This window comes from Dactylosporangium sp. NPDC050688 (assembly GCF_040654515.1).
Lineage (GTDB): Bacteria > Actinomycetota > Actinomycetes > Mycobacteriales > Micromonosporaceae > Dactylosporangium.
This window is the reverse complement of record NZ_JBFAIC010000072.1, coordinates 11,704-37,644: the sequence shown is the minus strand read 5'-3', so window position 1 is coordinate 37,644 and position 25,941 is coordinate 11,704. Positions and strand designations below refer to the sequence as shown.

The following is a 25,941-nucleotide window of genomic DNA, read 5'->3' as shown; positions in this document are numbered from 1 at the left end:
GTCAGCGCTCCTCACCGGCGCGGAAGCGCACCTGCACCTGGTCGAACATGATGTGGCGGCCGTTCTCGAAGTGCAGCGCGCTCGGCCCCGCCAGCTCGTACACCGGAAGCTCGGCCAGCTCGTCCAGCACCGCGGCGAACTCGGCCCGCGCCAGGTGCACCCCCATGCAGTGGTGGATGCCGTGGCCGAAGCCCAGGTGCTGGTGGGAGTTGCCGCGGTCGGGGTCGAACGCGTCGGGGTCGGGGAACTTCTCCGGGTCCCGGTTGGCCGCGTCGAACAGCAGCACCACCCGGGCGCCGGCCGGGATCGTGGTGCCGGCGACGGTGACCTCGCGGGTGGTGACCCGGGTGAACCGGTCGGTCGGGCACCAGCGGCGCAGCGCCTCCTCCGCGACGGCTGCGCGCAGCCCCGGCTCGCGGCGCAACCGCAGCTGCAGCCCCGGATCCTGGCCCAGCGTGTGCACCAGGCGGGTGATCGAGTTCATCGTGTTGTCGTGCCCGGCGACGCAGAAGCTGACGATGATCGAGTACAGCTCCTCGTCCGGCAGCGGCTCGCCGTCGCGCCGCATGGCCGCGAGCTTGGCGATGTAGCCGCCGTCGGGCTCGCGCCGGACCCGCTCGATCTCCTCGGCGAGGATGTCGTGGAACGCGGGCCAGAACTTGCTCGCGTCGCGGTCGGTGGAGATGTACGTCCACATCGTCTTCGTCGCCGCCCGTACCCGGCTGCGGCAGGCGTCGGACAGCCCGAAGGCCACCCCGAGCACCTCGATCGCGAACGGCTCGGCGAGCTCCGCCATCAGGTCGCCGTGGCCGCGCCCGGCCACCGGCGCCAGCAGCCGGGCGGCGATGCGGCGCAACTGCGGCGCCAGGTCGCCGACCGCCTCGCGGGTCACCGGATCCGCCATCCGGTCGCGGATCTCGCGCTGCTGCGGAGGGTCGAAGTCGATGGGGGAGAACATCGGCATCCCCTCGGCGCGCGGGAAGTGCACCCCGCGGGCCGAGCTGAAGGTCTGCCAGTCGGTGAGCGCGGCGCGCACGTCGGCGTAGCGCGACAGGATCCAGATCCCGCCGTACGCCGGCGAGAACGTGACGCCGCGCTCGCGGATCTCGCTGTTGACCAGCTGCGCGGTCTGCGGGGTGTAGTCGGGGTCGTGATGGTCGAACGCGGTCACCAACCTGTCGGTGGCGTTCGCGGCCTCCATGGTCACGCCAGCTTCCATGCCAGCCTCCAAGCCGGGTCCGTGGGCCCATGGGGGTTCCCATGGGCCCGTGACGTTCTTGGGGTTCTGCGGTACCGCGGTGCCTCAGCGCCGCCGCGGGGTGATCGGGGGGAGTGAGGGCGCGGCGGCACTGTCGGCGGCCGCGTCGGCGGCTGCGCCGGAACGGATCAGCCGGGCCAGGCCGCGCACGGTCGGGTCGCTCACCAGGTCGTTCATCTCGACCCGGGTGCCGAGGTCCTGCTCGATGTGGCCCTGCAACCGGGCCAGCAGCAGCGAGTCGCCGCCGAGCTCCAGGAAGTGGTCGTCGGCGCCGACCCGGTCGACGTGCAGCAGGCCGGCGAAGAGCGCGGCCAGCCGCGTCTCCGCGCCGGGGGCCGGCGCCCGCCAGGCCCGCGCCGGCCGGCCCCGGGCCCAGTCCGCCGGGGGCAGCCGGCGCCGGTCGATCTTGTTCGAGGTGTTCAGCGGCAGCTTGTCCAGCTGCACGTACGCGACCGGGACCATCCAGTCCGGCAGCCGCTCGATGGCGTAGTTGCGCAGCTCCAGCGGCGCGACATCGCGCTCGGCGACGAAACACGCGACGAGCCGGCGCTGGTCGCCGTCCATGGCCGGCACCACCGCGACCTGGCGGACGTCGGGGTGCCGGCCGAGCACCCAGTCGACGTCGCCGAGCTCGACGCGGTGGCCGCGGATCTTCACGATGTCGTCGATGCGGCCGTGGTGCTCCAGGATGCCGTCGGGGCGGAACCGCCCGGCGTCGCCGGAGCGGTAGAGGCGGCTGCCGGGCGCGCCGAACGGGTTGGGCCGGAACCGGTCCGCGGTCTGCGCGGGGTCGCCGAGGTAGCCCAGGCTCAGGCAGTCCGAGTCGATCCACACCTCGCCGATGCCGTCACCGACCGGGGTCAGCCCGTCCTCCTCCAGCAGGTGGACGGTGACCCCGTCGATCGGCCGGCCGACGGGCGGGGCGGCCTCCCGGTCGGCGGCGGTGGCCGTCGACGGGGTGCACCGCAGCGGCCACGGGTGGACGGAGTTGGCGATCTGGAAGGCCTCGAGGCTGCCGTACGACACGGCGACCTCGAACGGCAGGCCCGCCGGGCCCCACCGGTTGAGCCGGTCCCCGCCCAGGGCCAGCAGCCGCAGGTCGCACCCGTCCGGCCAGGGCAGGTGCTGCAGCACCTCGCCGACCGGGGTGATCACGAAGCTCAGCGTGATGCGCTCCTCGAGGAGCCAGTCGCGCAGGGCCGGCGGGGAGGCGATCACGTCGTGCTCGCCGATCACGATCTGCGCGCCCTGCCAGAGCAGCCCGCCGACCTCGTGGATGGCGATCCCGGCGCCGGCCGCGCCGAGCCAGGAGCCGCGGTCGGCGGCGGTGGTGCCGTTGATGGTGGCGCTGCGGGCGGCGCTGAGCGCCAGCCACGAGTGCTGGGCGAGGACGATCTTCGCCGCGCCCGTGGAGCCCGAGGTGAACATCGCGTAGGCGAGCTCGTCACGCCGGGGCGCCGGGGCGGGGTCCGGCAGGTGTTCCCGCGCCGGCGCGCCGGCGTCGATCGTCACCACCGGCAGCCCGCCGGGCACCGGCGGCGTCGGGTTGCCGCCGCCCGGGCAGGGCGCCACGGGCACCCCGACCGGGACGGGCGGCACCTCCGCCGCGTTCGGGCAGTGGGCGGCGGCCACCACGGCGGTGGGGCGGCCCGCCGCGATGGCCCGGTTGAAGCGCTCGACCGGCACCGACGGGTCCAGCGGCATGCAGACGCCGCCGGCCTTGAGGCAGCCGAGCATGCCGACCACCCACTCGATCGAGCGGCCCAGGTACATGGCGACCATGTCACCGCGCCGTACCCCCAGGACCGACAGCTCGTGGGCGAGCTGGTTGGCCTGCTGGTTGAGCTCCCCGTAGGTCAGCTCGCGCGCGCCGTGCCGGACGGCCGGCGACCGCGGTGCGGTCCGGGCGAACTCCTCGATCCTGGAGACCAGGGTCGCCGTGCCGGTATCGCGCTCCCGCGCGACCGGGGTGTCCTGCTGGGTGATCATGTCTACCTCCCTGGTGACTCCGCGGCGCTGCCTTCCTGGTGACTCCGCGGCGCTGCCTCCCTGCTGACTACGCGGCCGGGACGACCACCCGATCCTGCTCCGGGACGTCGTCGACGAGCGTGTGCACCCGGCCCGCCAGGACCCAGAGCACGGCGACCACGGCGAGGCCGGCGGCCAGGTAGAAGGCGGTGACGTTGGTGAACGCCACGGCGATCGCGCTGCCCAGCAGTGGCCCGGCGGCGTTCGCGCCCCAGACGAACGGCAGGGCGACGCCACCGACGCGGCCCATCGCCTGCGGCGGCGTGGCCTTCTGGATCAGCGTCATCACACCGACGTTGCCGACCGGCGTGGTGAACGACGAGATGCCCTGCGAGATGATCAGGATCGTCACGGCGGTAGCGGTGTTGCCGAACTGCGCGAAGGGCAGCAGCAGGAACGCGGCCACCAGCATCGAGTGGGTCAGCAGCAGCGTGCGGCCCATGCCGAGGCGCTCGTTGATCCGCCGGGACAGGATCGCGCCGAGGATGACCGGCGTGCCGCCGATGCCCAGCACGAGCCCGATCTGCGCGGCGCTGAGATCCAGATCCTGGTAGCCGAACACGATGATCATCGCCAGGACCATGGACACGGCCGTGTTGCCGAACGTGGCCATCAGCGTCAGGTACCGCAGCAGCCGGTTGCCGAAGGTCATCGACACCCCGCCGCGCAGGTCGGCGAGGGTGGCCTTCACGCCGCCCGGGCGGGGCTGCGGCGCCGGCTCGCGGAACTTCACCAGCATCAGCGACAGCCCGGCGAACAGGTAGGTGACGGCGTCCGCGGTGATCGCCCGCGCCGCGCCGAGCGCGCCGACCAGGGCACCACCGGCGCTACGGCCGAAGATGAGCGCGACGGACCGGCTCAGCTGGGTCTTGGCGTTGCCGTCGACCAGGTCCTCCCGCGGCAGCAGCTGCGGCAGGTACGCCTGGTAGGCGAGCTGGAAGACGACGTCGAAGACGCCCTTGAGCACCGCCGCCACGTACAGGTGGCCGATCGTCAGCCCGTCCAGCGCCCACAGCAGCGGCAGCGAGCCGAGGATGACGAACCGGGCGAGGTTGGCGACCTGCATCATCGTGCGCCGGTTCAGCCGGTCGGTGAGCACCCCCATCACCGGGGCGAGCAGCACGAACGGGATCCACTGCAGCGCGATCAGCAGACCCACGCCGAGCGCGCCCTCGCCGAACACGAGGACGGCGAGGGACGGCAGCGCGATGACGCTGATCTCGCTGCCCAGCAGGCTGATCGACTCACCGCCCCAGACGAAGGCGAAGTCGCGGTTGCGCAGCACCGACGGGCGGCGGCCGCCGTCGCCACCTCCGGCGGTGGGTGTCGCGGTGCCGGAGGGACCCGGTGGCGTCTTGGGCGATACCGTGTCGGGACGCTCAGCCCGGGTGGTTGCTGTCCTGTTTTGCGAGTTTGTTGAGGTCATGCCCCATGGCTCCTCTGCAGGAATTCGTACGGGACGCCGGTATCCCGGTGTGGTGTATGCGTATGTCGGCGCCGAGTCTTTGCCCACACACCACAAATGCCGACGGCCTCACCGTACAACCGGTCTGCAGACAGCGCATCTCCAGGCCGGTCTTCAGCCCTGAAAGCCACTCGAACCGGTCACTCCTGCGCATCGGACGCGCAGTGAGTTATCGTATTTCCATGAGAGACTACGAAGACTTCATGCCTCTTGCGGCCATCCAGGAGCACTTCTGGTCCTCGGACGGCTCGGCGGCGGAGCAGGCGCCGCTGACCGAGTGCGTGGCCCTGGCCGTGCCCGGCCCGCTGGACCCGGCGGCCCTGCGCACCGCGGTCCGGGCGCTGCTGTCCCGCCACGAGATCCTGCGCAGCGCCGTGCGGCTGCACGACGGCGAGCCGGGCCAGGTCGTGCTGCCGGTCCCGGATCCGCTGCCGGTGACCGAGATCGACCTGCCGCACCGCGACACCGGCACCGACGCGGATCAGGACCGCGACCGGGAGCTGACCCGGTTCGCGGGCACCGGCATCGACCCCGCGGCCGGCTGCGGGATCGCGTTCCTGCTGCTGCGCGGCGGCGCCCCGGTCCGCGAGGACGTCCTGGCCGTGGCGGTGCACCACATCGTCGCCGACGCCACCACCGTGAACCTGCTGCTGGCCGAGCTCGCCGCGGACTACGCCGCCGCCCTGGCCGGACAGGCGTCGCCGGTGCCCGAGCCGGAGCTGCAGTACGGCGACTTCGTGCAGTGGGAGCGCGACGCGCTGCTGCCCGCCTCGCAGGACGCCGACACCGCCTGGTGGCGCGAGACCCTGCGGGCCGCGCCGACCAGCCTGGACGTGCGCCCCGACCGGCCGCGCCGGCGGATCCGGCGCGGGGTCGGCGGCCGCATCGAGTTCGTCCTGCCGGGCGTCGACGGCGCCGCCCTGCGCCGCACCGCCCGCGAGCTGCCATGCTCGCCGTACGCGCTGTGCCTGGCCGGCTGGGCGGCCACGATCGCCAGCTCCACGGGCCGCGACGACCTGATCCTCGGCGTGCTGGCGGCGAACCGGGGCGTGCCGCAGCTGGAGTCGCTGATCGGGCAGGTCTCCAACACCGTGCCGCTGCGCCTGGACCTCACCGGCGCGCCAGACCTCGCCGAGCTGGCGGCCCGCTGCTCGGCGCGGGTCGCCTCGGCCATCGAACACGTCCGGCTGCCCTTCACCCGGATCGTGCAGGCGGTGTCCGCGCCGCGCCCGACCGACCGGACCCCGCTCATCCAGCACCTGTTCCTGCCCCGCGTCGACGCCGTCGGTGAGCTGCGCCTCGGCGGGCACCCCGTGCGGGTCCTGGACGTCGAGCGCGGCCGCGGCCGGTTCGACACCGTCGCCGAGGTCGAGTTCTCCGGCGAGCGGGTCCGGCTCTGGCTTGAGTACGACGGCGACCTCTACACCCCCGAGGGCGTCGAGGCGCTCGTCGAGGATTACGCCGGGGTACTGCGGCAGTGGCTGGCCCGGCCGGGACTGCGCCTGCCCGACCTGCGGCTGCGCGAGCCGGACCCGGCGCCCGCCGGTGACACCGCGGAGGAGGCGGTGCCCTTCGAGCTGCCGGACGGCACGCCGGTGACGCTGCGGCTGGACCGTTCGCGCGGCGAAGGGTACTGGCCGGTGCTGACCGGCCTGGCGGGCGCCCGCGCCGAGGACCTGCGGCCGGCGCCCGGGCGGTCGGCGCACCAGCCGGCCCCGCTGCTGCTGGCCGGGGCGCCGACGGGCTTCACCGCCCGGCGCGACGTGCGGGGCCGCCTGGAGATCGTGGACGGGCTGCCCGCCCCGGCGACGGACACCGCCGCGCCCACGCCCGGCCCCGGCGGCACGGACGGACCCGACCGGCTCCTCGCGCTGATCATCGAGATCTGGGCGCAGGCCCTGGAGCACCCCGGGCTCGCCCCGGACGACGACTTCTTCGCCTGCGGCGGGCACTCGCTGCTCGCCACCCGTCTGGTCGCGGACGTCCAGGAGGCGCTCGGGGTGCGGGTCCGGGTGCGGACGCTGTTCGAGAACCCGACCCCGGCCGAGCTGACCGCGAGCCTGCGCGCCGCCAACCCGGAGCTCGACGCCATGCTGGAGCTCGTCGCCGAACTGCCCGACGACGCCGGGGCGGCGGACACCGCCGGCGGCTCGGGCGACGCCGACGGTCCGCACGTCGCCGGATCCGACGTGGCGGTGGACGTGCCGCTGCTGTCCGGCCAGCGCCAGCTGTGGCTGGCCGAGCAGGCCGACCCGGGCTCGCTCACCCACACCATCCCGCTGGTGCTGGACCTCACCGGGCCGCTGCGGACGGACGCGTTCGCCGCCGCGGTCAACGACGTGGTCGCGCACCAGCCGGGGCTTCGCGGCACATTCGTGGAGGTGGACGGTCAGCCTGTCCAGCGGATCCAGCCCTACACCGGTATCGACGTGCAGGTGTGCGACCTCAGCGGACTCGACGAGGCCGCCCGCGCGGCGGAGCTGCTGCGCCTGGAGCGGGACATCGCCTACACCGGCTTCGACATCACCCGCGGCCCGCTGCTGCAGGCCCGCGTCGTGCGCCTCGGCCCCGAGCGGCACCAGGTGCAGCTGCTGCTGCACCACCTGGTCACCGACGAGGTGTCGATGACGCTGCTGATGCAGCAGCTGTGCATCGCGTACGAGGCCAGGGCCGCCGGGCGCGAGCCGGCGCTGCCCCGCCACGAGGTCGACTTCGCCACCCTGGCGCGGGCCGAGCAGCGCATGCTGGACGGCCCCGAGGGCGACCGGCTGCGCCGCTTCTGGGCCCGCGAGCTGGCCGGCGCGCCGCAGCTGCGGCTGGAGACCGACCATCCGCGCGGCGACCGGGCGCGCTTTCGCGGCGAGTTCCTGGAGCGCCCCGTCTCCGCCGAGGCGGCCGGCACGCTGCGCGAGCTGGCCGGCGCCGGGCGCACCACGCCGTTCACCGTGTTCTGCGCCGCGGTCTCGGTGCTGCTGCACCGCCTCAGCGGTCAGGACGACATCGTCATCGGCATCCCCACCGCGAACCGCACGCAGCGCGGCGCCGAGCAGCTGATCGGGTGCTTCCTCAACGTGGTGCCGATCCGGCTCGACCTGTCCGGCGACCCCCGCTTCGACGAGCTGGTGCAGCGGGTCGGTGCGGCGGTGCTGCGCGCGTACGAGCACCAGCAGGCGCCCTTCGCCGACATCGTGCAGACCGTCCAGCCCCGGCGGGTCGCCGGGATGCACCCGATCTACCAGGTCACCTGCGAGCTGCAGCTGGAGTCCTGGATGCCGGCCGAGTTCGCCGGCCTGGGCTGCGAGTACCGCTTCGTCTCCCACGGCACCGCCCGCTACGACATGGCCTTCCACGGGCTGCTGCGCCCCTCGGGCCTGTCGGCGATGCTGGAGCTGAACACGGACCTGTGGGACCGCGAGTCCGGCCACCGGCGCATCGACCAGGTGCTGGAGCTGCTCGCCGCGGCGGGCGAGGCGCCCGGCACGCCGATCAGCGCCCTGGCCGCGCGGCTCGCCGGCCCGACCGGCGCTCTGGCCGCGCGGCCCGACGGCGCGCCGTTAGCCGCCGCGCCGGGCCGGGCCTGAGCCTCGGCGAGCGGCGCGACCGGTGCGGCCGTCACCCGGCGGAGCGTTCCGGTCGCGCGGAGTCGGCAAACCGCAGTCACGCTGTGTCATCGCTACGTTGCAGACTTCAGTGCGTCAACGGTTGGGTAAGTGGTAGCGGAGCCGGTGAATTCCCAGGTCGGGTGCGGTGCGGCGGGGCTTGCGTCGCCTTTGAAGTGTCACTGTTCGGGTGACGCTGCCAAGATTCGACGGGAGTATAGTATTGGCACAATTGCTGCGCCACTCCACACGCACCTTTCCCTCGGCTTGCCCGGGGAGCGCAACCGAATAAGGCGGTCTCGATGAACACCGGTCAGGAGTACGCTGAAACGCACTACACGGTCAAGATCGTGGCCGAGAGTCCGGACGGTGACAAGATGCCCGCCACCATCACCGCCAGGGTCCGGATCAACAAGAACCTCGAGGCCCAGGTCGTCGAGCTGTCGGTGATGGCGCCCGAGGGCGGCGCACTGCCGACCAACGCGGCCCGGTCGATCGACTTCGACATGCTGGCCCGCTCGCTCAGCAGCGCCGTGGCCGCGACCGTGCTCACCGGAGCGCCGGCGGACGCCGAGGACGCCACGCCCCGCCGGGCCAAGCCCGAGCGGCCCTACCGGCGCATGCCCGACCCCGAGCTGGTCGCCGCCGAGCTGCGCCGCACCGGCAGCGTGGGCCAGCTGGCCCGGCACTTCGACGTGCCCCGTTACACCGCCCAGGCGTGGGTCGACCGGCTGCGCCGCAACGGCCTGCTGGAGTTCCTCGACACGTGACCCGGCGCGTGGCTCCGCGCCGATCGGGGCCGGTCGCGACTCTGCAGAGTCTCGTAGACACTGGGATACTTGACGCATGACGACGGAAACGGTGGAGCAACGCCTCGGACCCTATGTCGAGCACCTCGGCCTGCAGTTCGGGCAGGTCGGTCCGGACCGGGTGGTCGCCACCTGGTCGGCCCGCGGCGACCTGCTGCAACCGCACGGCATCCTGCACGGCGGGGTGCACTGCGCGGTCGTCGAGTCCGTCGCGAGCGTGGCCGCGGACCGCTGGATCGGCGAGCGGGGCACCGTGGTCGGCGTCAGCAACACCACCGACTTCTACGCCCCGGTGACCGCCGCGAACGGCCGGCTCACCTCGACGGCGCTGCCGGTCCACCGGGGCGCGACCCAGCAGGTCTGGGCGGTGGAGACCCTGGACGCCGCGGGCAACCTGGTCGCCCGCGGGCAGGTCCGGCTGCAGAACCTGCGCTGAGCCGCGAGCCGCCCGGGGTGATCACGTTCGGGGGACCCGGCGCCGACCCGATGTGGTGTCCGCCGCCGCCGGCCTACGGTGGCTGAGTCATCCTCATCAACCGACGGGAGCCGCGGATGATCTGGCGCGCCGAGGTGGTCGACCAGCTCGACCTGTACTGGGAACACCACCTGGCGCCGCGGCTGGCCGGGCTCACCGACGACGAGTACTTCTGGGAGCCGGTGAAGGACTGCTGGTCGCTGCGGACCGCCGCGGACGGCGGGGCGACCCTCGACGGGCAGCAGCGGGAGCAGGACCCCGACCCGCCGCCGGTGACCACCATCGCGTGGCGCATGACGCACGTGTCGTTCCACGTGCTCGGCATCCGGACCAGCGCGCACTTCGGCGACGGCACGCTCACCATGCAGACCGCGCAGCTGCCGGTGACCGCCGAGGCCGCCGTGGCGACCCTGGAGCGGCACTACCGTGGCTGGCGCGACGCGGTGGCCGGCCTCGACGGCGCTGCCCTCGCGCGGGCGATGGGCGACGCCGAGGGCCCGTGGAGCAAGCGGCCGATGGCCACGCTGCTGCTGCACGTCAACCGCGAGGTGATGCACCACGGCGCGGAGATCTGCCTGCTGCGCGACCTCTACCGGGCCAAGTTCGGCTGAGCCCGCCGGCCAGGCCACCGGTCACGGCACCGGTCAGGCCAGGCGAACCGTCAGCCCGCTGAGCCCGTTGGCCTTGCCGACGTGCGTGGCTTCCTTCTGCAGGTCCTTCTCCGGCAGGCGGACGCCGTCGAATGGGGTCACCACGAGCTCCTGGCCGTCGATCTCCCACACCGCCTCGACCCTGCCGTCGACGACGACGATCGGGGAGATCCAGCCGGCCGCCCGGCTCACCGCGGTGCGGTGCTTGGCGTCCAGCAGCGCGTCGTCCTTCGTGCCCGGGCCGAGGATGTACTGGTCGAAGTGGCCGAGCAGCTTGATGCTCTGGCACGGCTTGGCGTCGGCGAGCGCGTCCGCGTGCTCGGTCAGGATCAGCGCCTTGCGGCCCTCGACGTCGACCTCGGTCAGCCGGTCCTCCAGCGCCGCGAACCACTTGCGCAGCTTCGGTTTGCTGGTGCTGTTGAGCGTGAGCCAGCGGTCGAAGGTGTCCGGCGTCGCCGGGCCGTACGCGCCGAGGTAGGCCTCGATCGCCACCCGCGCGGCGTCGTCGGGCTCGGGGATGCCCTTCCAGTCGGCGCCGAACTTCTTCGCCGGCGACGTGAACGTGATCTTGTTGCCCTTGTTCGGCCCATGGCACAGGGCGCCGCGCCAGGCGAGGGGCTTGAGCACCGAGCCCCAGCCGGAGCGCAGCCGCTCCTCCATGCCCTTGAACCGTTTGTCGGCGATGAGGCGGGTGACCAGCTCGTCGCGGGTCAGCTCGGCGCCGCCGTCGAGGATGCCGGACACCTCCTCGGTCAGCTCGTCGACCTGCTTCGGGCTGACGCCGGACGCCTTCGTCCACGAGGGTTTGAGCCAGCTGCCCGCATCGGCCATCAGCGACAGGTAGGCACCGGCGTCGTCGGGGCGCAGCAGGTGCAGGGTGCCACGCATGGCCCACGTCTTCATCAGCGTGAGGTCGGCGACGTCGCGGTCGACGGTGTCGCCGTCGGGTGTCGCCTGGCGCAACGCGACGGCCAGTTCGGCGGCGCTCCACACCTGCGCCTGCACACCACACAGTCTGCCGACGATCTCGCTCGCGGTCCGCTTCGTGCGCGGGTGCACGTACTGGCGCTGCATCCGCCACGTGGCGACCTGTTTCCAGGTGACTTTCACGTCGTCCCCTTCTGCAGTCAACAGATACTCACCGTACAACGAGTCTGTATACCCGGCAGCAGACGCGACGAAGCTCCCACCATCCGTGGTGGGAGCCCCGTCGCGTGCGTTCAGCCGGTGTCCGCGGTCCTGGCCTCGAGCGTGTTGCGTTTCGCGGCGGGGCGGCTCCACCGCCGCATGATGGGCCGCTCCACGAACGTGTACAGCAGCCAGGCGAGCACCAGGCTGGTGACGATGGTCAGCCCCGCATAGGTGAGCACCGTCGCCCACGTCGTCGGCGCCTGCGCCGGGTCCGCGCCCCAGGTCGGGGAGTGCCGGCCGATCCAGCCGTAGACCACGACGAGCCAGTGCACCAGGTACAGCGCGAAGGAGATCTCACCGAGGAACACCATGACGCGCCCGCCCAGCGAGCTGCCGCCCCGGTTGATGTCGGCGTTGGCCGCGGCGCCTACCAGGAACACCAGCGGCAGCGCGGAGACCGCGACGAAGCCGAGGACCGGCGGGGTCGCGCCACCGGCGGCGATGGCCCCGACCGCCGCGACGGCGAGCGCCACGGGCAGCGGCCACCGCTTCACCCAGCGGCCGTGGATGACGATCAGCGCGGTGAACATGCCCAGCACGAACTCGAGCATCCGCACCGGCGGGAAGAACGTCATGAACCACATGTGCAGCCACGGCAGCCCGGTGCCGCGGTGCAGCCCGCCGCCGGGCAGCAGCAGCGCCACGAACGGCACGGCGCAGATCGCGGCGAACGTGATCCAGAAGCCGCGCCACAGCCGCTCCGGGCGCACCTTGCGCAGCAGGTTCAGCACGAACGGGAAGGCGAGGTAGAACAGCAGCTCACACGACAGCGACCAGGTCGGCGTGTTGGACCACAGGTTGAACAGCAGGTCCTGGTCGGGGATCCACGCGTGTACCAGGAACAGCGTGGCGAGCGCGTCGCGGGTCGACAGCGCGTGCGCCGCGCTCACCGCGAGCAGCACCGCGGCCAGCAGCGTCACCAGGTGGTTCGGATAGATCTTGAAGAACCGTCGGCGCCAGAACTGCGGCACGGTGTCGGTGTCGCGGGCGACCCAGGTCAGCACGAAACCGCTGAGGATGAAGAAGAACGACACCCCGACGGAGCCGAACCCGTAGAACACGTGCAGCACGAACACCTGGTCCCGGGCGACGTTGGGCAGCAGGTTGATCCCGACGTGGCAGAGCACGACGAGGAAGGCCGCGACGAAGCGCAGGCCGGTGAGGGAGTGCAGCTTGTCGCTGCGCCGCCGCTCGGTCCCCGGCCCGGGGCCGGCGACCGTCGCGACCTGGTGGTCCGCGGCGGTGATCTCCGCGCTGGAGACGTGCGTTCTCGGTGTCATGGTCAGGCACCTCCGGTGGAGTCGGCGGCCGGGTCGAGTTCCCCGGCCAGTTCGCGGACCACGGTCGCCTGATAGAAGTTGCGCACCGGCAAACGCCGTCCCTGTTCGGCCTCGATCAGGTCGATGACCTCCATTGCGGTCAGTGAGGTGCCGCCGAGAGCGAAGAAATCGTCGTCGGCGGACACGTCCCGGTCGAGCTTGAGCACCCGCTGGTACACACCGCTCACGTAGCGGATCCGGTCCTCGTCGTGGATCAGTGCCGTCGTGGCCATCGTCATCACCTCGTCCTCGTGGCGGCGGCCCCGTGGCGCGCCGGTCGCTCGTGCTGGTCGTAGGTCCGGGCGAGCAGGTCCCGCGCGGCGTCGACCACCGCGGCGGTGCTCACCCCGTGTGCGGCCAGCGCGTCGCACTGGCCGGCGACGCGGGCGCCGGGGCTGCCCCGCACCGCGAGCCGTCGCATCGGCACCGCCAGGTCGGCGGCCACCACCTCGGCGACGGCGTCGCCCATGCCGCCCTGCGGCCGGTGCTCCTCCACCGTCACCACGCCGGCCCGGCCGCGGCAGCCGGCGAGCAGCCCGTCGCGGTCCAGCGGGTGCAGCGTGTGCAGCTCGAGCACCTGGACGGCGATGCCGTCCCCGGCGAGCTCCTCGGCGGCCTCCAGGGCGAACAGCAGCGGCAGCGCACCGGTCGCCACGACGGTGGCGTCGGTGCCCTCGCGCAGCACCCTGGCGCGGCCGAGCTCGAAGCCCGGCGCCGCGTCGCCACCACCGGCCGGGGCCGCCGCGCCGCCGTCCGGGGGCACCGGCGTGGCCGAGCGACCCAGCCGCAGGTACGCGGGGCCGGGAAGCTCGTGCAGCTGCCGGGTGGCGGCGGCGATGTGCCGCCCGTCGCCGGGCACGACGACGGTCAGGTCCGCCAGCGCGCGGGCGACCGCCAGGTCCTCCAGGGCGAAGTGGGTGGTGCCGAAGTGCGCGGCCGACAGCCCGCCGTGGGTGGCGATCACCCGCACCGGCAGCCGGTTGCCGACCACGTCGAGCTTCAGGAACTCCGCCGCACGCATGGTCGCGAACGTCGCCATCGTGTGCACGTACGGGATGAAGCCGCGGCTGGCGAGGCCGGCGGCGACCGTCATCAGGTTGGCCTCGGCGATGCCGATGTTCACGTACTGGCCGGGGAACCGCTTGGCGAACGTGTCCTCCAGCCCGCCGGTGTCGGAGTCCAGGCAGATCACCCGGGGGTCTGCGGCGGCCAGCTCCAGCAGCGCCTCGCGGTAGGCGGCGCGCGGGTCGGGGCCGAGCGTGACCTCCTCGGCGGCCTTGCTTGCGGCTTCTTCGGCGGTGGCGGCCGGTGCGGCACTCATGACGCACCTCCCGCCGGCCGGGCGAGCGCCGCGAGGGCCCGCTGCACCAGCGCCGGCTTGAGCTTGGCGTAGTGCCCGGCGACCCGCTGCTCCAGGAACGGCACGCCGCGGCCCTTCACGGTGCGGGCGATGACGGCGACCGGCCCGTCGGCGGATGGGCGCAGCGCCTCGCGCAGCGCGGGCAGGTCGTGCCCGTCGACGGTGCGCGCCTGCCAGCCGAAGGCCGCGAACTTGGCGTCGAGGGGCTCCAGGGCGACGCAGTCCTCGGTGCCGCCGGTGATCTGCAGCCCGTTGCGGTCCACGGCCGCGACCAGCCCGGGCAGCCGGCGGTGGCCGGCCAGCAGCGTGGCCTCCCAGACGCTGCCCTCCTGCAGCTCGCCGTCGCCGAGGACCGTGTACACGCACCGGTCGCCGCCGCGCAGCTGCTCCGCGAGGGCCAGCCCCACCGACAGCCCGAGCCCGTGGCCGAGCGAGCCGGTGGCGAACTCGACGCCGGGCAGGTCGTGCCGCGGGTGGCCGAACAGCCGGCTGCCGGGCTGGGCGTAGCCGTCCAGCTCGTCTGCCGGGAAGCAGCCCAGCTGGGTCAGCGCGCTGTACAGCGCCGGCGCGGCGTGGCCCTTGCTGAGCACGAAGGCGTCGCCGGGGCGCAGCAGCTCGGCGTGCAGCACGGCCATCAGGTCGGCGCAGGACAGGCTGCCGCCCGCGTGCGCGCCCTCGGGCCCGCCGGCCATCCTGATGATGTCCTGGCGGATCCGCTGTGCCATGGACGCCGCGTCAGGCCTGCGTCCGGGCGCCGGGCCCGGCGCCGCTGGTGCGGGCGGGGCCGCGGGGGAGTGCGGAGGGCCTGTCGTGGTCGGCACGGCCATGTCTGGCTCCCTTCGTGGTGGTGGTCGAGTGGGATTGGGTCAGCCTCGGCGCAGCACCTCCCGCCAGCCCGGGGCCGGCCGGGAGCGGGCCATCCGGCGGATCAGGTCGAAGTGCTGCCAGACCTTCTCGAATGCGTCGGCGTAGCGCTGCAGCAACGGACCGGCGTCCGGGTCGAGGTGCCGGCGCTGCAGGCACAGCGAGCCGTCCACGACGTCGGCGGTGGCGGGGAAGCGCTCGGCCACCCGGTCCAGCGCGGCGTCCTCGGACAGCCCGGCGGGGCGGAACGCGGGGTGCGCGGGCAGCGGCGCGACCTGCCACTGGGAGACCGGCACGCCCTCGGCGCGCAGCGCCCGGTGCAGGGCGGCGCGCAACCCGGCGCGGTGCTGCGGGTCCAGGCCGAGCTCCTCCGGCTCGGGCATCAGGCGCAGGATGTGCCAGGTGTGGGTGCGTCCGGCGGGCGCCCGCGGCACGTGCAGCCCGGGCAGGTGCGCCAGCCGGTCCAGGAAGGCGCGGATGCCGGTCTCGCGCCGGCGGGCGTCGTTGTGGAAGCGGGCCAGCTGCGAGCGGGTGAACGCGGCCGCGACCGGCGCGATGCGGGCGTTGAGCGCCGTGCGGTGGGAGATGTACGTGCGGGACCCGGTCGGGGTCAGCTCGCCGAAGTTGCGCAGCCGCACCAGCTGCTCGTGCAGCTCGTCGTCGTCGGTGGTGACGAGCCCGCCCTCGCCGCAGGTCGGCAGGTTCTTGTGCGGGTGCAGGCTGAAGCAGCCGGCGGTGCCGAGCGCGCCGGCGCGCCGCCCGTCGTGCAGCGCGCCGTGCGCCTGGGCCGCGTCCTCGACCACGGGCACGTCGAGGCGGCCCGCGAGCCGGTTCAGCGCCGCCATGTCCGCCGGCAGGCCGTGCAGGTGCACCGGCAGCAGCGCCGCGGTGCGCGGCCCGGCGGCCTCGGCCGCGGAGTGGGGGTCCATCGTGTACGTGTAGGTGTCGGGCTCGATGTCGGCGAACACCGCGGTGCCGCCGGCGGCGTGCACGGCGTGCGCGGTGGCGTTCATGGTCAGCGCCGGCACGATCACCTCGTCGCCGGGGCCGACGCCGCAGGCGCGCAGCGCGACGTGCAGTGCGGCGGTGCCGGAGGCGACGGCCACGCAGTGCCGCACCTCGGTGGTCTGGGCCCACGACGCCTCCAGCCGGCCGACCTCGAGCTCGCCGGGCGAGGCGGCGTTGAGGTGGCCGCTGCGCAGCACGCGCAGCACCGCCTGCTCGTCGGCCTCGGTGACGATCGGCCAGTTGCCGTCGGCGCAGTCCTTGGGCACGGCCCTGGGACCGCCGAGCAGCGCCAGCTCCGCACCGGCGCGTTCGGACACCGGACGGCTCGCGGTGCGGGTCGTCTCAGACATGGGTGGACACCTCCGGACGGACGGAACACGGACGCGGGCCGGCGGACCTTTGGTCATCGCAGACACTCGATAGACAAATGTAGACTCTTCGCCCCGCCGGTGCAGTGTCAGCCAGTCGGCACGGTGGTCCGACGGCCAGCATCGTCCCGGTCGCCGGCATCCGCAACTTGATCTCCGCGGGTCCGGTGCGGGCGCAGTTGTGGTCCCGAAAGGCTTGTGGAGCAGCACTTTTCTTTCCTGTGCCCGGATCCGGCGATCCTCGCTGCTGGCGGCTGCCAGTGATCGGTGCCGATCTGTCCTTGCCTCGCGACAAGAATGTCTCTCGGGGTGTGCGGTCGTGAAGCATGTGTTAGCTTCTGCAGTGTTAGCAAACAGTAATCACACAATCTGCGGGAGGCAACTATGACTGTTGCGCTGAGTGTGCAGTGCCCCGAGTGCGCGGGCGCGGTACCCGTCTCCGACGAACTGATGGTTGCCGAGATCGTGATCTGCCAGCACTGCTCCAGCGAGCTCGAGGTGGTGGCGACCGGGCCGGTGGTCCTCGCGCTGGCGCCCGAGGTCGAGGAGGACTGGGGCGAGTAGCCCCCGCGGGCGGGGCTTGCACCTTCAGAACCCTGCACGTCCTTCAGCGAATGCGATACGACGACCACGAGCGGGAAGGAACTGCCCGGTGAAGGTGAGTGTTCTCGGCGCGGCCGGCTACACCGGCGGGGAGCTGCTCCGCCTGGTGCACACCCACCCCGAGCTCGACCTCGTGCAGGCGGTCTCGCGCCGGTACGCCGGCCGGCCGGTCGCGGAGGTGCACCCCAACCTGCACCATCTGGGGCTGACCTTCCAGCCGCCGCAGGAGCTGAGCCCGGTGGACACCGCCTTCCTGGCCCTGCCGTCGGGTGCCTCCGCCGAGGTGGAGGCCGGCGTCGCGGAGGTCGCCGGGACCATCGTCGACCTCAGCCCGGACTTCCGGGCCGGCGCGAGCTCCGCGTCGGGCGAGACGTACCGGACCGGCCTGCCCGAGCTGTACGGCGACGAACTGCCCGGCGCCGCCCGGATCAGCGTCCCCGGCTGCATGGCGACCGCCGCCGTGCTGGCCCTGGCCCCGCTGCAACGGGCCGGCCTGGTGGCCGGCGACGTCGTGGTGGACGCCCGGACCGGCTCGTCGGGCTCCGGCGCCGAGCCGGGATCCGCCTCGCACCACGCCGAGCGCGGGCAGGCCTTCCGGGTCTACCGGCCCACCGGGCACCGGCACGAGGCCGAGATCGCCGCCCACGCGGGGGTACGCCCCCGGATGACCGTGACCGCGGTCCCGGCCGTCCGTGGCGTGCAGGTGATCTGCCATGTCACGCCGCCGGAGCCGGTCACCCGCCGGGACGTGCTGCGGGTGCTGCAGCACGCGTACCGGGACCGCCCGTTCGTGCGGGTGGTCGCCCGCAGTCGCGGCGTGCACCGGCTGCCGGACCCGCAGTTCCTGTCCGGCACCAACTTCACCGACGTCGGCTGCGCGGTCGACGAGGACGGCCGGCGCATCGTCGTGGTGGCCGCGCTGGACAACCTCGTGAAGGGGGCGGCCGGCGGTGGCGTGCAGAGCCTCAACGTCGCCCGCGGCCTGCCGGAGGACGCCGGCCTGGAGTTCCCGGGCCTGCACCCGGCCTGATCGGGGCCTGACCGCGGGCCCTGACCGCGGCGGCCGGACAGCGGCGGCCTGACCGCGGCGGCCGGACAGCGGCGGGCGGACTGCGGCGGCCTGACCGCGGCGGGCGGACTGCGGCGGGCGGACCGCGGCGGCACGGCGACAACACGACGGGACACGACGGGAGGTGAGTGAGGACATGGCGCAGGACGGCAGCCGGGACCCTTTGAGGGGCGCCACCGGCGGGGTGATCGTGGTCAAGATCGGTGGCGGCGCTGACCCGGAGGCGTTGCTGGACGAGGTGGCCGAGCTGGCCGTGGCCGGCCGGCCGGCCGTGCTGGTGCACGGCGGCGGGGTCGCCGCCGACGAGCTGGCCGACCAGCTCGGCGTGGAGCGCGAGGTGATCAGGTCGCCGGACGGCACGCACAGCCGGCGCACCGACCAGCCGATGCTCGAAGTGATCACGATGGCCCTGCTCGGGCAGGTGAAACCGGAGCTCGTCAGCGGGCTGCGGGCCCGCGGCGCCCGCGCGGTCGGCCTCAGCGGCGCCGACGGCGAGATGCTGACGGCGACGCGCAAGCCGGCGATCCGGTCGGTGCAGGACGGGCGGACCGTGCTGATCCGCGACGACCGGTCCGGCCGGATCGAGCGGGTCGACCCCAGCTCGGTCCAGGCGGTGCTGGATCGCGGCGACGTCCCCGTGGTGTCACCGCCGGCCAGCGATGCCGAGGGCAACCTGCTCAACGTCGACGCCGACGAGACCGCGGCCCGGCTCGCCGTTGCCCTGCAGGCCGACGCGCTGATCCTGCTCACCGACGTGGTCGGGGTCCTCAGCGACCCCGCCGACCCGTCGACCCGGCTTGCGGAGGTCGGCCCGGAGCACCTCGACGGGGACCTCGTCCGCGGGCGGATGCGGCACAAGGTCCGGGCCGGGCTGCGCGCCAGCCGGACCGTGGAGCACGTCGCCATCGCCGCCGCGAAGCAGGACCAGCCGATCCGCCGGGCCCTCGGCGGCGCCGGCACCTTCGTCCGGGACGGGGGCCGGGCATGAGCGGTCCGGAGCGCAGCGGAGGGCTGCGAGTCATGGGCTCAGGGTGGGGCTCGGGCCGGCGCCGGAGCGCAGCGGAGGTGGCGGCATGAGCGGTCCGGAGCGCAGCGGAGGGCTGCGAGTCATGGGCTCAGGGTGGGGCTCAGGCCGGCGCCGGAGCGCAGCGGAGGTGGCGGTATGAGCGGTCCGGAGCGCAGCGGAGGTGGCGGCATGAGCGGACCGAAGCGGAGCGGTGGGCTGCGCGCAGACTACCCGGCGTGGCTGCTGCGCGCCGCGCTGAGCATCCCGTCGGTCTCCGGGCAGGAGCTGCCCCTCGCGGGGTTCCTCGCCGAGCAGCTGGACACGCTCGGCTTCGACGCGCACGTCGACGAGGTCGGCAACGTCCACGGCGTCATCGGCCCCGGCGGCGGGCCCACCGTGATGCTGCTCGGCCACATCGACACCGTGCCCGGTCAGGTCCCGGTCTGCCAGGTCGGTGACCTGCTCTACGGCCGCGGCTCGGTGGACGCCAAGGGCGCCTTCGTCACGATGATCTGCGCCGCCGCGCGCAGCCGCGAGGTGCGGGTGCACGTCGTCGGCGCGGTCGGCGAGGAGGTGGCCGGCTCGCGCGGCGCCCGGCACGTGATGGCGACCGTGCCGCGCCCGGACGCCGTCGTCATCGGCGAGCCGAGCGGCTGGGACGGGGTCTGCCTGGGGTACAAGGGCCGCATCGGCCTCGGGTACGAGATGCACCAGCCGCCGCTGCACACCAGCAGCCCGGAGCCCACGGCGGTGGAGCGCGCCGCCGCCTTCGCCCGGGACGTGCAGGACTACCTGCGCGGCCTGTCGGCGGAGCAGGACCCGGTCGCGTTCGGCGTCGCGGCGGGCACGCTCATCCGGCTGTGCGGTGACCTCGCCTCCGCCGAGGCGTTCCTGACCTGCCGGGTGCCGCCGGGCTTCGACTTCGCGGCGCTGGAGCGCTTCGCCCGCAGCCGTACGCACAGCCGGATCTGGGTCGACGAGCGGGTGCCCGGGGTGACCCGGACCCGGTCGGACCCGGTGGTGAGCCAGCTGCGCGCGGCGATCGCCGCCCAGGGCGCCCGCCCGGCGTTCAAGCGCAAGGCCGGCACCTCCGACATGAACACCCTCGACCCGTGGGGCGTGCCGATGGCCGCCTACGGCCCCGGGGACGCCCACCTGGACCACACCACCGACGAGCACATCCCGATCAGCGAGCTGTACCGCGCGATCGACGTCCTCGCCGTCGCCCTGCCCCGGCTCGGCCGTCAGCTGGCCACGACGCCGTCCTGCCCGCTCGAACCGGCGCTCGCCGGGTCAGCCGGATCCCTGCCGTCCGACCGTTCGCATCCCCTGGAGGCATGATGCTGCTCGACGGGAACGTCGCCATGATCACTGGCGCGGCCCGTGCGCTGGGCCGCTCCCACGCGCTGACCTTCGCCCGCGAGGGCGCCGACCTGATCCTCGTCGACCACTGCGATCCGGAGGCCGGGCCGTACCCGATGTCGGGCCGGCGCGACCTGGAGCAGACCGCCGACGCCTGCCGGCGCTTCGGCAGCCGGGTGCTCACCGGCGTCGCCGACGTGCGCGACCAGGCCGGCGTCGACAAGGTCGTCGACGAGGGCATCGACGAGTTCGGCCAGATCGACGTGCTGCTCAACAACGCCGGGGTGCTCGGCCCCGGCGGGCGGCGGGCGCACGAGCTGACCGAGGAGCAGTGGCAGCTCGCGCTGGACGTCAACCTCAGCGGCACCTGGCGGTGCTGCCGGGCCGTGCTGCCGCACATGGTCGCGCAGGGCGGCGGGCGGATCGTGAACACCGCGTCGACCGGCGGCCGGGTCGCCTTCGAGCTCTACTCCAACTACGTCGCGTCCAAGCACGGCGTGGTCGGGCTGACCAAGTCGATCGCGCTGGAGTACGGCCGGCACGGCGTCCGCGCGAACGCGGTCTGCCCGAGCACCGTCGCCGACGACGCCCAGCTGGGCACCCGTAGTACCCGCGCGGTCGCGGAGTCGCTCGGCTCCGGGTTGGAGGACTACGAGGACACGTCCGCCGCCCTGCACGCGATCGGCCGGCTGGTCACCGCGGCCGAGGTGTCGGCCGCCTGCCTGTGGCTGGCGAGCCCCAACTCCGGCGGCGTCACCGGCACCGAGCTGGTCGTCGACGGCGGCTTCACCGCCCGCTGAACCAGCCGCGATCCGCAGACCACGCGAGCAGATCACGCGAGCAGACCACGCGAGCAGACCACGCGAGCAGATCACGCGAGCAGATCACGCGATCCGCGGACCACGCGGCCCGCACAAAGGCCCTCCGACGGTCAACCCACGACGGACAAGGAGTTCCCTGTCATGGATCAGCCGACCGAGCTGCAGACCCGGCCGGACACGCCGGTGGACGGCGCCGCCGCCCCGCAGGACCTCGCCGCGCTGCGGTCGCGGCTGGCCGCGCTGAGCCCGGAAAAGCGCCGGCTGGTCGAGCGGATGCTGGCCCGCCAGGGCGCGGACCTCGGGATCACCCGCCGCGCCGGCGACGCGCCGGAGGCGCCGTGCTCCTTCGAGCAGGAGCGGCTGTGGTTCATGTACGAGCTGCTGACCCGGCGCGAGATCTTCCACGTCCCGGTCGCGCTGCGGGTCGACGGCGACCTGGACGCCGACGCGCTGCAGCGGGCGCTGCAACGGCTCGCCGACCGCCACGAGGCGCTGCGCACGGTCTTCCGCCAGCGCGACGGCAAGCCGTTCCAGCTCGTGCTGGACCGCATGCCGATCCCGCTGGAGCGGGTCGACTGCCGTGCCGAGGCCGACCCGGCCGGCACCGCCCGGCGGCTCGCGTCCGGCCTCGTCGTCGAGGACTTCGACCTGACCGAGGGCCCGCTGGTGCGCTGCACGCTCTACCGCACCGGGGCGCGGGAGCACCTGCTGGCGCTGGTCCAGCACCACATCGTGTCCGACAACTGGTCGCTGGGCATCCTGCTGGACGACCTCGGCCGCCTGTACGCCCGCGAGTGCGGGATCCCGGTCGAGCTGGCGCCGCTGGAGCTGCACTACCCGGACTTCGCCGAGTGGCAACGGGCCACTGTGGACGGTGTGTCGATGCGGCGCACCCTGGAGCACTGGCGGGAGCGGCTCGACGGCGCCCCGGACGCACTGGACCTGCCCACCGACCGGCCCCGGCCGGCGATCCGCGGCAGCCAGGGGCAGTTCCACCACGTGCGCTTCGGCGCCGACCTGGTCGCCGGGCTGCGCGAGCTGGCCGGCAAGCACGACACCACGCTGCTCGGCGCGTTCCTCGCCGGTTACGTCGCCCTGCTGTCCCGGCTGGTGCGCACGGAGTCGCTGGTTGTGGGGGTACCGGTGGCCGGCCGCCCGCAGGCGGAGACGCAGCGGATGATCGGCTACTTCCTCAACTGGCTGCCGATCCACGTGCGGGTCGGCGACCGGCCCGATCTGCACACCCTGGTGCGCCGCACCGGCGCGGCCCTGGCCGACGCGCTGGCCCACCAGCACATCCCCTTCGACATGCTGGTCCGCGAGCTGGCCCCGTCCCGCCGCCCCGGCGTGACACCGATCTTCCAGACCTCGTTCTCGCTGCGCGACGGCGCGCCCACCCCGCCCCGCATGCCGGGGGTGGAGGTCGGCTTCGCCGAGCTCGACGGCGGCGCCACCCACTACGACCTGATGGCCGAGCTGTGGTGCGAGGGCGACGAGGTCGTCGGCTACCTGCCGTTCGACGACGAGCTGCTGGACGCGGCGACCGTCGCGCGCTGGGCGGGCTGGCTGGAGACGCTGCTGCGCGCCGGTCTGGCCACCCCCGACGTCCCGGTCGCCGACCTGCCGATGGCCGGCGCCGACGAGCGGGCCGTCATCCCCGCCCGCGGCCTGTCCGCCGCGGCCCTCACCGGCGCGGGTACCCTGCACGCCGCGTTCGCGGCCCGGGCCGCCGAGCGCCCCGACGCGGTGGCCGTGTCCGGCGACGGCGAGCAGGACCGGCTCACCTACGCGCAGCTCTCCGAGCGGGCCGGCCGGATCGCCGCCGCGTTGCGCGAGCGCGGCGAAGGGCCGGGCAGCATCGTCGGGCTGGTCCTGGAGCGCGGCGTGGACCTGCCCGCCGCCGTCCTCGGCGTGCTGCGGGCCGGCGCCGCCTACCTGCCGATCGACCCGGAGAACCCGGCCGACCGCACCGCCGACCAGTTCGCCGAGTGCCGGGTGCGCACGGTCCTCGCCGGCCCGCAAACCGTGCACGCGCCGGCGCTGGGCACCGACGGCGGCCCGCACGTCATGGTGCTGGACTGGCAGGACCCGGCCTGGTCCGGTCCCGCGCCCGAGCCGGTCGCCGCGGACGTCTCCCCGGACGCGCCCGCCTACGTCATCTACACGTCCGGCTCCACCGGCAGGCCCAAGGGCGTGCTGGTCGCGCACCGCCACGTGCTGCGGCTGCTGGACGCCTGCGACGAGCACATGCGCTTCGGGCCCGACGACGTGTGGACGCTGTTCCACTCCTACGCCTTCGACTTCTCCGTCTGGGAGATCTGGGGCGCCCTGCTGCACGGCGGCCGCCTGATCGTCGTGCCGCAGTGGGCGACCCGCGCCCCGGACGTGTTCGCCGACCTGGTGCGGCGCGAGGGCGTCACGGTGCTCAGCCAGACGCCGTCCGCGTTCGGTCAGGTCAGCGCCGCGCTGCCGGAGCGCGGCGGGCCGACGGCGCTGCGCTACGTCGTGTTCGGCGGCGAGGCGCTCGACCTCGGTGCGCTGCGCCCGTGGGTCGCCGCGCACGGCGACCGGCAGCCGGAGCTCATCAACATGTACGGCATCACCGAGACCACCGTGCACGTCACGGTCCGGCCGGTGCGCGAGGCCGACCTGGCCGAGACGGCGTCGCTCATCGGCCCGCCGCTGCCGGACCTGTCGCTGTACCTGCTCGACGGGGCGCTGCACCCGGTCGGCACGGGCGTGCCCGGCGAGATCTTCGTCGGCGGCGACGGCGTCACCCACGGCTACGTCGCGAACCCGGCGCTGACCGCCGACCGCATGCTGCCCGACCCGTTCGGCGACCGCCCCGGCGCACGCATGTACCGCAGCGGCGACCTCGCCGTGCGCCGCGCCGACGGCGAGCTGGTGTACCTCGGCCGCGGCGACGACCAGGTGAAGGTGCGCGGCCACCGCATCGAGCTCGGCGAGGTGCAGGCGGCGCTCGGCGCGCTCGACGGCGTCGCGCGGGCCGCGGTGGTGCTGGAGCGCGACCGGGTCGGCGCCGCCACCCTCGCCGGGTACGTCGTGCCGGCCGCGGACGCCCATCCCACCGGTGGCGCGCTGCGCCGGGCGCTGCTGCGCACGCTGCCCGAGTGGATGGTGCCCGCCTCGGTCACGGTCGTCGACGAGCTGCCGCTGACCCGCAACGGCAAGCTGGACCGCAAGGCCCTCGCCGCCCGCGCCGACAAGGCCGCTCCGACCGGGCCGCGCGGCGAGGCACCCCGCGGCGACACCGCCGCCGCCCTAGCCGCGATCTGGACCGACCTGCTCGGCGTGCCCGCGGTCGGCGGCGACGACAACTTCTTCGAGCTCGGCGGCCACTCGCTGATGGTGATGCACCTGGTCGCCCGGATCCGCACGACGCTCGGCGTCGACGTGCCGATGGAGACCCTGTTCCGCAACCCGCAGCTGCAGCCGCTCGCCGACGCCGTCGACGAGGTCGCGACCCCGGTCGCGGACGGCGCCGGGCCGGCCGGCGACATCGACGCCGCACGGGCCGAGGTGCGGCGGCGGGCCGCCGGGATCCCGCGCCCCGGGCCGCGCGAGGCCGCCGCCCGGGGCACCGTGCTGCTCACCGGCGCGACCGGCTTCGTCGGCCGGTTCGTCCTGGCGGACCTGCTCGCCGGCGGTGCCCGGGTGGTGTGCCTGGTCCGTGGCGGCGACGCCCGCCGCGACCAGCTCGTCGCCGGCATGACCGGCCTCGGGCTGTGGCGCGAGGAGCACGCGGACCGCCTCGACCTGGTGGACGGCGACATCGCCGCGCCCCGGCTCGGACTGTCCGCAGTGGACTTCGACCGGCTGGCGGAGACCGCGGGACGCATCGTGCACGTCGCGGCGTGGGTCAACCACGTGTACCCGTACGAGCAGCTGGCCGACGCCAACACGCACAGCACGGCGGGCCTGCTGGAGCTGGCCGCGGCCGGTCGCCGGGCGGCGCTGACCGTGGTGTCCACCAGCTCGGTGCACGACCCGGCGGGCGGCACCGTGGCGCCCGGCCCGCTGCGGGACCTGCCGTCCGCGGCGAACGGCTACGTGCGGTCCAAGGCGGTCGCCGAGCTGTACCTCGAGCTCGCCGCGGAGCTGGACGTGCCCGCCGTCGTGGTGCGGATCCCGAGCGTCTTCGGCGACCAGCGACGCTTCCAGATCAACGCCGCGGACGCGGTGTGGAGCTGGTCCCGGGCGATGATCGACACCGGCTGCTACCCGGAGAGCTTCGGGCTCGCGGGCAACGAGCTCTTCCAGGCGCTGCCGGCCGACGCCGCCGCCCGCGTGGTGACCCGCGCCGATGAGGGCCACACGGAGCCCGGCACCCGCTACCTCGACGCCGTCCCGGCAGCGATCGGCAGCACCCAGGACCTGGTGGACGCGATCCGCGCCGCCGGACACGAGCTGCGGCCCTGCCCGGACCGCGAGTGGTACTCGCGGGTCGGCGAACTGGACCCGGGCCGGGTCTGGGTGGCCGGGCTCGCCGGCCGGGTCGCGGCCCAGCTGGCGGCGGATCCGTCCGCCGCGGCGCCCCGTACCCTGCGCCGCTTCGCCGTCCCCGACGACGCGGGCGAGCTGAGCGAGCTGCTGCGGACGCGGGCCCTGCACACCCCGGCGCACCTGGCCGGGTACATCCGGACGCTCGACGCGTCCTGACCTGCC

At 74.1% G+C, this 25,941-nt stretch carries 19 protein-coding genes; 10 read left to right on the top strand and 9 right to left on the bottom strand.

The genetic code is table 11. The features are described 5' to 3' along the window. Position 1: 1 nt before the first annotated feature. The 3 genes from AB0H83_RS42890 to AB0H83_RS42880 form a co-directional block, all read right to left on the bottom strand. On the bottom strand, positions 2–1,219 hold the full coding sequence (locus AB0H83_RS42890) for a cytochrome P450 (protein WP_360106552.1): 1,218 nt from the start codon (positions 1,217–1,219) through the stop codon (positions 2–4). Positions 1,220–1,303: 84 nt separating this feature from the next. Beyond that, a complete protein-coding gene (locus tag AB0H83_RS42885; protein ID WP_360106549.1) occupies positions 1,304–3,247 on the bottom strand; it encodes a non-ribosomal peptide synthetase in 1,944 nt (647 codons plus the stop codon). Positions 3,248–3,314: 67 nt separating this feature from the next. Further along, positions 3,315–4,571: an MFS transporter gene (locus tag AB0H83_RS42880; protein WP_360106546.1), complete on the bottom strand. Its 1,257-nt coding sequence runs from the start codon at positions 4,569–4,571 to the stop codon at positions 3,315–3,317. A 362-nt stretch (positions 4,572–4,933) separates the two neighbouring features. Between AB0H83_RS42880 and AB0H83_RS42875 the strand changes: the two genes are divergently transcribed. From AB0H83_RS42875 to AB0H83_RS42860, 4 genes are all read left to right on the top strand, one after another. Then, the gene (locus AB0H83_RS42875; RefSeq protein WP_360106543.1) at positions 4,934–8,332 is read left to right on the top strand and encodes a condensation domain-containing protein; all 3,399 of its coding nucleotides are present in this window, start codon (positions 4,934–4,936) and stop codon (positions 8,330–8,332) included. A 320-nt stretch (positions 8,333–8,652) separates the two neighbouring features. Then, complete coding sequence (locus AB0H83_RS42870) at positions 8,653–9,120, top strand: hypothetical protein (RefSeq protein ID WP_360106540.1); 468 nt, start codon at positions 8,653–8,655, stop codon at positions 9,118–9,120. A gap of 76 nt (positions 9,121–9,196) precedes the next feature. Further along, on the top strand, positions 9,197–9,595 hold the full coding sequence (locus tag AB0H83_RS42865) for a PaaI family thioesterase (protein ID WP_360106537.1): 399 nt from the start codon (positions 9,197–9,199) through the stop codon (positions 9,593–9,595). 116 nt (positions 9,596–9,711) lie between these two features. Beyond that, positions 9,712–10,245, top strand: a complete 534-nt coding sequence (locus tag AB0H83_RS42860; protein ID WP_360106534.1) for a DinB family protein — start codon at positions 9,712–9,714, stop codon at positions 10,243–10,245. A gap of 33 nt (positions 10,246–10,278) precedes the next feature. Here AB0H83_RS42860 and AB0H83_RS42855 read toward each other — a convergent pair whose 3' ends face one another. The 6 genes from AB0H83_RS42855 to AB0H83_RS42830 all read right to left on the bottom strand — a co-directional run bounded on the left by AB0H83_RS42855 (position 10,279) and on the right by AB0H83_RS42830 (position 16,376). After that, a complete protein-coding gene (locus AB0H83_RS42855) occupies positions 10,279–11,394 on the bottom strand; it encodes a winged helix DNA-binding domain-containing protein (RefSeq protein WP_360106531.1) in 1,116 nt (371 codons plus the stop codon). A gap of 110 nt (positions 11,395–11,504) precedes the next feature. Further along, a complete protein-coding gene (locus tag AB0H83_RS42850; protein ID WP_360106528.1) occupies positions 11,505–12,755 on the bottom strand; it encodes an acyltransferase in 1,251 nt (416 codons plus the stop codon). Positions 12,756–12,757: 2 nt separating this feature from the next. Continuing rightward, the gene (locus AB0H83_RS42845) at positions 12,758–13,027 is read right to left on the bottom strand and encodes a phosphopantetheine-binding protein (RefSeq protein ID WP_360106525.1); all 270 of its coding nucleotides are present in this window, start codon (positions 13,025–13,027) and stop codon (positions 12,758–12,760) included. Positions 13,028–13,032: 5 nt separating this feature from the next. Then, positions 13,033–14,115 (bottom strand): transketolase C-terminal domain-containing protein, encoded by a 1,083-nt coding sequence (locus AB0H83_RS42840; protein WP_360106522.1) that lies wholly within the window; start codon positions 14,113–14,115, stop codon positions 13,033–13,035. After that, on the bottom strand, positions 14,112–14,879 hold the full coding sequence (locus AB0H83_RS42835) for a transketolase (RefSeq protein WP_360106519.1): 768 nt from the start codon (positions 14,877–14,879) through the stop codon (positions 14,112–14,114). The genes AB0H83_RS42840 and AB0H83_RS42835 overlap by 4 nt, the downstream gene beginning before the upstream one ends. Positions 14,880–15,020: 141 nt before the next feature. Beyond that, on the bottom strand, positions 15,021–16,376 hold the full coding sequence (locus AB0H83_RS42830) for a DegT/DnrJ/EryC1/StrS family aminotransferase (protein WP_360106516.1): 1,356 nt from the start codon (positions 16,374–16,376) through the stop codon (positions 15,021–15,023). Positions 16,377–16,778: 402 nt separating this feature from the next. Here AB0H83_RS42830 and AB0H83_RS42825 point away from each other — a divergent pair, with 402 nt between their 5' ends. The 6 genes from AB0H83_RS42825 (at position 16,779) to AB0H83_RS42800 (ending at position 25,935) form a co-directional block, all read left to right on the top strand. Beyond that, positions 16,779–16,958, top strand: a complete 180-nt coding sequence (locus AB0H83_RS42825; RefSeq protein ID WP_360106513.1) for a lysine biosynthesis protein LysW — start codon at positions 16,779–16,781, stop codon at positions 16,956–16,958. An 88-nt stretch (positions 16,959–17,046) separates the two neighbouring features. Further along, complete coding sequence (gene argC, locus AB0H83_RS42820) at positions 17,047–18,027, top strand: N-acetyl-gamma-glutamyl-phosphate reductase (RefSeq protein WP_360106510.1); 981 nt, start codon at positions 17,047–17,049, stop codon at positions 18,025–18,027. A gap of 163 nt (positions 18,028–18,190) precedes the next feature. Then, a complete protein-coding gene (locus AB0H83_RS42815; RefSeq protein WP_360106507.1) occupies positions 18,191–19,054 on the top strand; it encodes a [LysW]-aminoadipate kinase in 864 nt (287 codons plus the stop codon). A gap of 207 nt (positions 19,055–19,261) precedes the next feature. Continuing rightward, positions 19,262–20,413: a M20/M25/M40 family metallo-hydrolase gene (locus AB0H83_RS42810; protein ID WP_360106504.1), complete on the top strand. Its 1,152-nt coding sequence runs from the start codon at positions 19,262–19,264 to the stop codon at positions 20,411–20,413. Beyond that, positions 20,410–21,234, top strand: a complete 825-nt coding sequence (locus AB0H83_RS42805) for an SDR family oxidoreductase (RefSeq protein ID WP_360106501.1) — start codon at positions 20,410–20,412, stop codon at positions 21,232–21,234. The genes AB0H83_RS42810 and AB0H83_RS42805 overlap by 4 nt, the downstream gene beginning before the upstream one ends. A gap of 162 nt (positions 21,235–21,396) precedes the next feature. Beyond that, positions 21,397–25,935 (top strand): amino acid adenylation domain-containing protein, encoded by a 4,539-nt coding sequence (locus AB0H83_RS42800; protein ID WP_360106498.1) that lies wholly within the window; start codon positions 21,397–21,399, stop codon positions 25,933–25,935. Positions 25,936–25,941: the final 6 nt, after the last annotated feature.

Bases quoted from the DNA above. Each gene is read 5' to 3' on its own strand.
- AB0H83_RS42890 (WP_360106552.1), bottom strand. From the start codon at position 1,219: ATGGAAGCTGGCGTGACCATGGAGGCCGCGAACGCCACCGACAGGTTG.
- AB0H83_RS42885 (WP_360106549.1), bottom strand. From the start codon at position 3,247: ATGATCACCCAGCAGGACACCCCGGTCGCGCGGGAGCGCGATACCGGC.
- AB0H83_RS42875 (WP_360106543.1), top strand. From the start codon at position 4,934: ATGAGAGACTACGAAGACTTCATGCCTCTTGCGGCCATCCAGGAGCAC.
- AB0H83_RS42870 (WP_360106540.1), top strand. From the start codon at position 8,653: ATGAACACCGGTCAGGAGTACGCTGAAACGCACTACACGGTCAAGATC.
- AB0H83_RS42865 (WP_360106537.1), top strand. From the start codon at position 9,197: ATGACGACGGAAACGGTGGAGCAACGCCTCGGACCCTATGTCGAGCAC.
- AB0H83_RS42860 (WP_360106534.1), top strand. From the start codon at position 9,712: ATGATCTGGCGCGCCGAGGTGGTCGACCAGCTCGACCTGTACTGGGAA.
- AB0H83_RS42850 (WP_360106528.1), bottom strand. From the start codon at position 12,755: ATGACACCGAGAACGCACGTCTCCAGCGCGGAGATCACCGCCGCGGAC.
- AB0H83_RS42845 (WP_360106525.1), bottom strand. From the start codon at position 13,027: ATGGCCACGACGGCACTGATCCACGACGAGGACCGGATCCGCTACGTG.
- AB0H83_RS42840 (WP_360106522.1), bottom strand. From the start codon at position 14,115: ATGAGTGCCGCACCGGCCGCCACCGCCGAAGAAGCCGCAAGCAAGGCC.
- AB0H83_RS42835 (WP_360106519.1), bottom strand. From the start codon at position 14,879: ATGGCACAGCGGATCCGCCAGGACATCATCAGGATGGCCGGCGGGCCC.
- AB0H83_RS42830 (WP_360106516.1), bottom strand. From the start codon at position 16,376: ATGTCTGAGACGACCCGCACCGCGAGCCGTCCGGTGTCCGAACGCGCC.
- AB0H83_RS42825 (WP_360106513.1), top strand. From the start codon at position 16,779: ATGACTGTTGCGCTGAGTGTGCAGTGCCCCGAGTGCGCGGGCGCGGTA.
- AB0H83_RS42810 (WP_360106504.1), top strand. From the start codon at position 19,262: ATGAGCGGACCGAAGCGGAGCGGTGGGCTGCGCGCAGACTACCCGGCG.
- AB0H83_RS42805 (WP_360106501.1), top strand. From the start codon at position 20,410: ATGATGCTGCTCGACGGGAACGTCGCCATGATCACTGGCGCGGCCCGT.
- AB0H83_RS42800 (WP_360106498.1), top strand. From the start codon at position 21,397: ATGGATCAGCCGACCGAGCTGCAGACCCGGCCGGACACGCCGGTGGAC.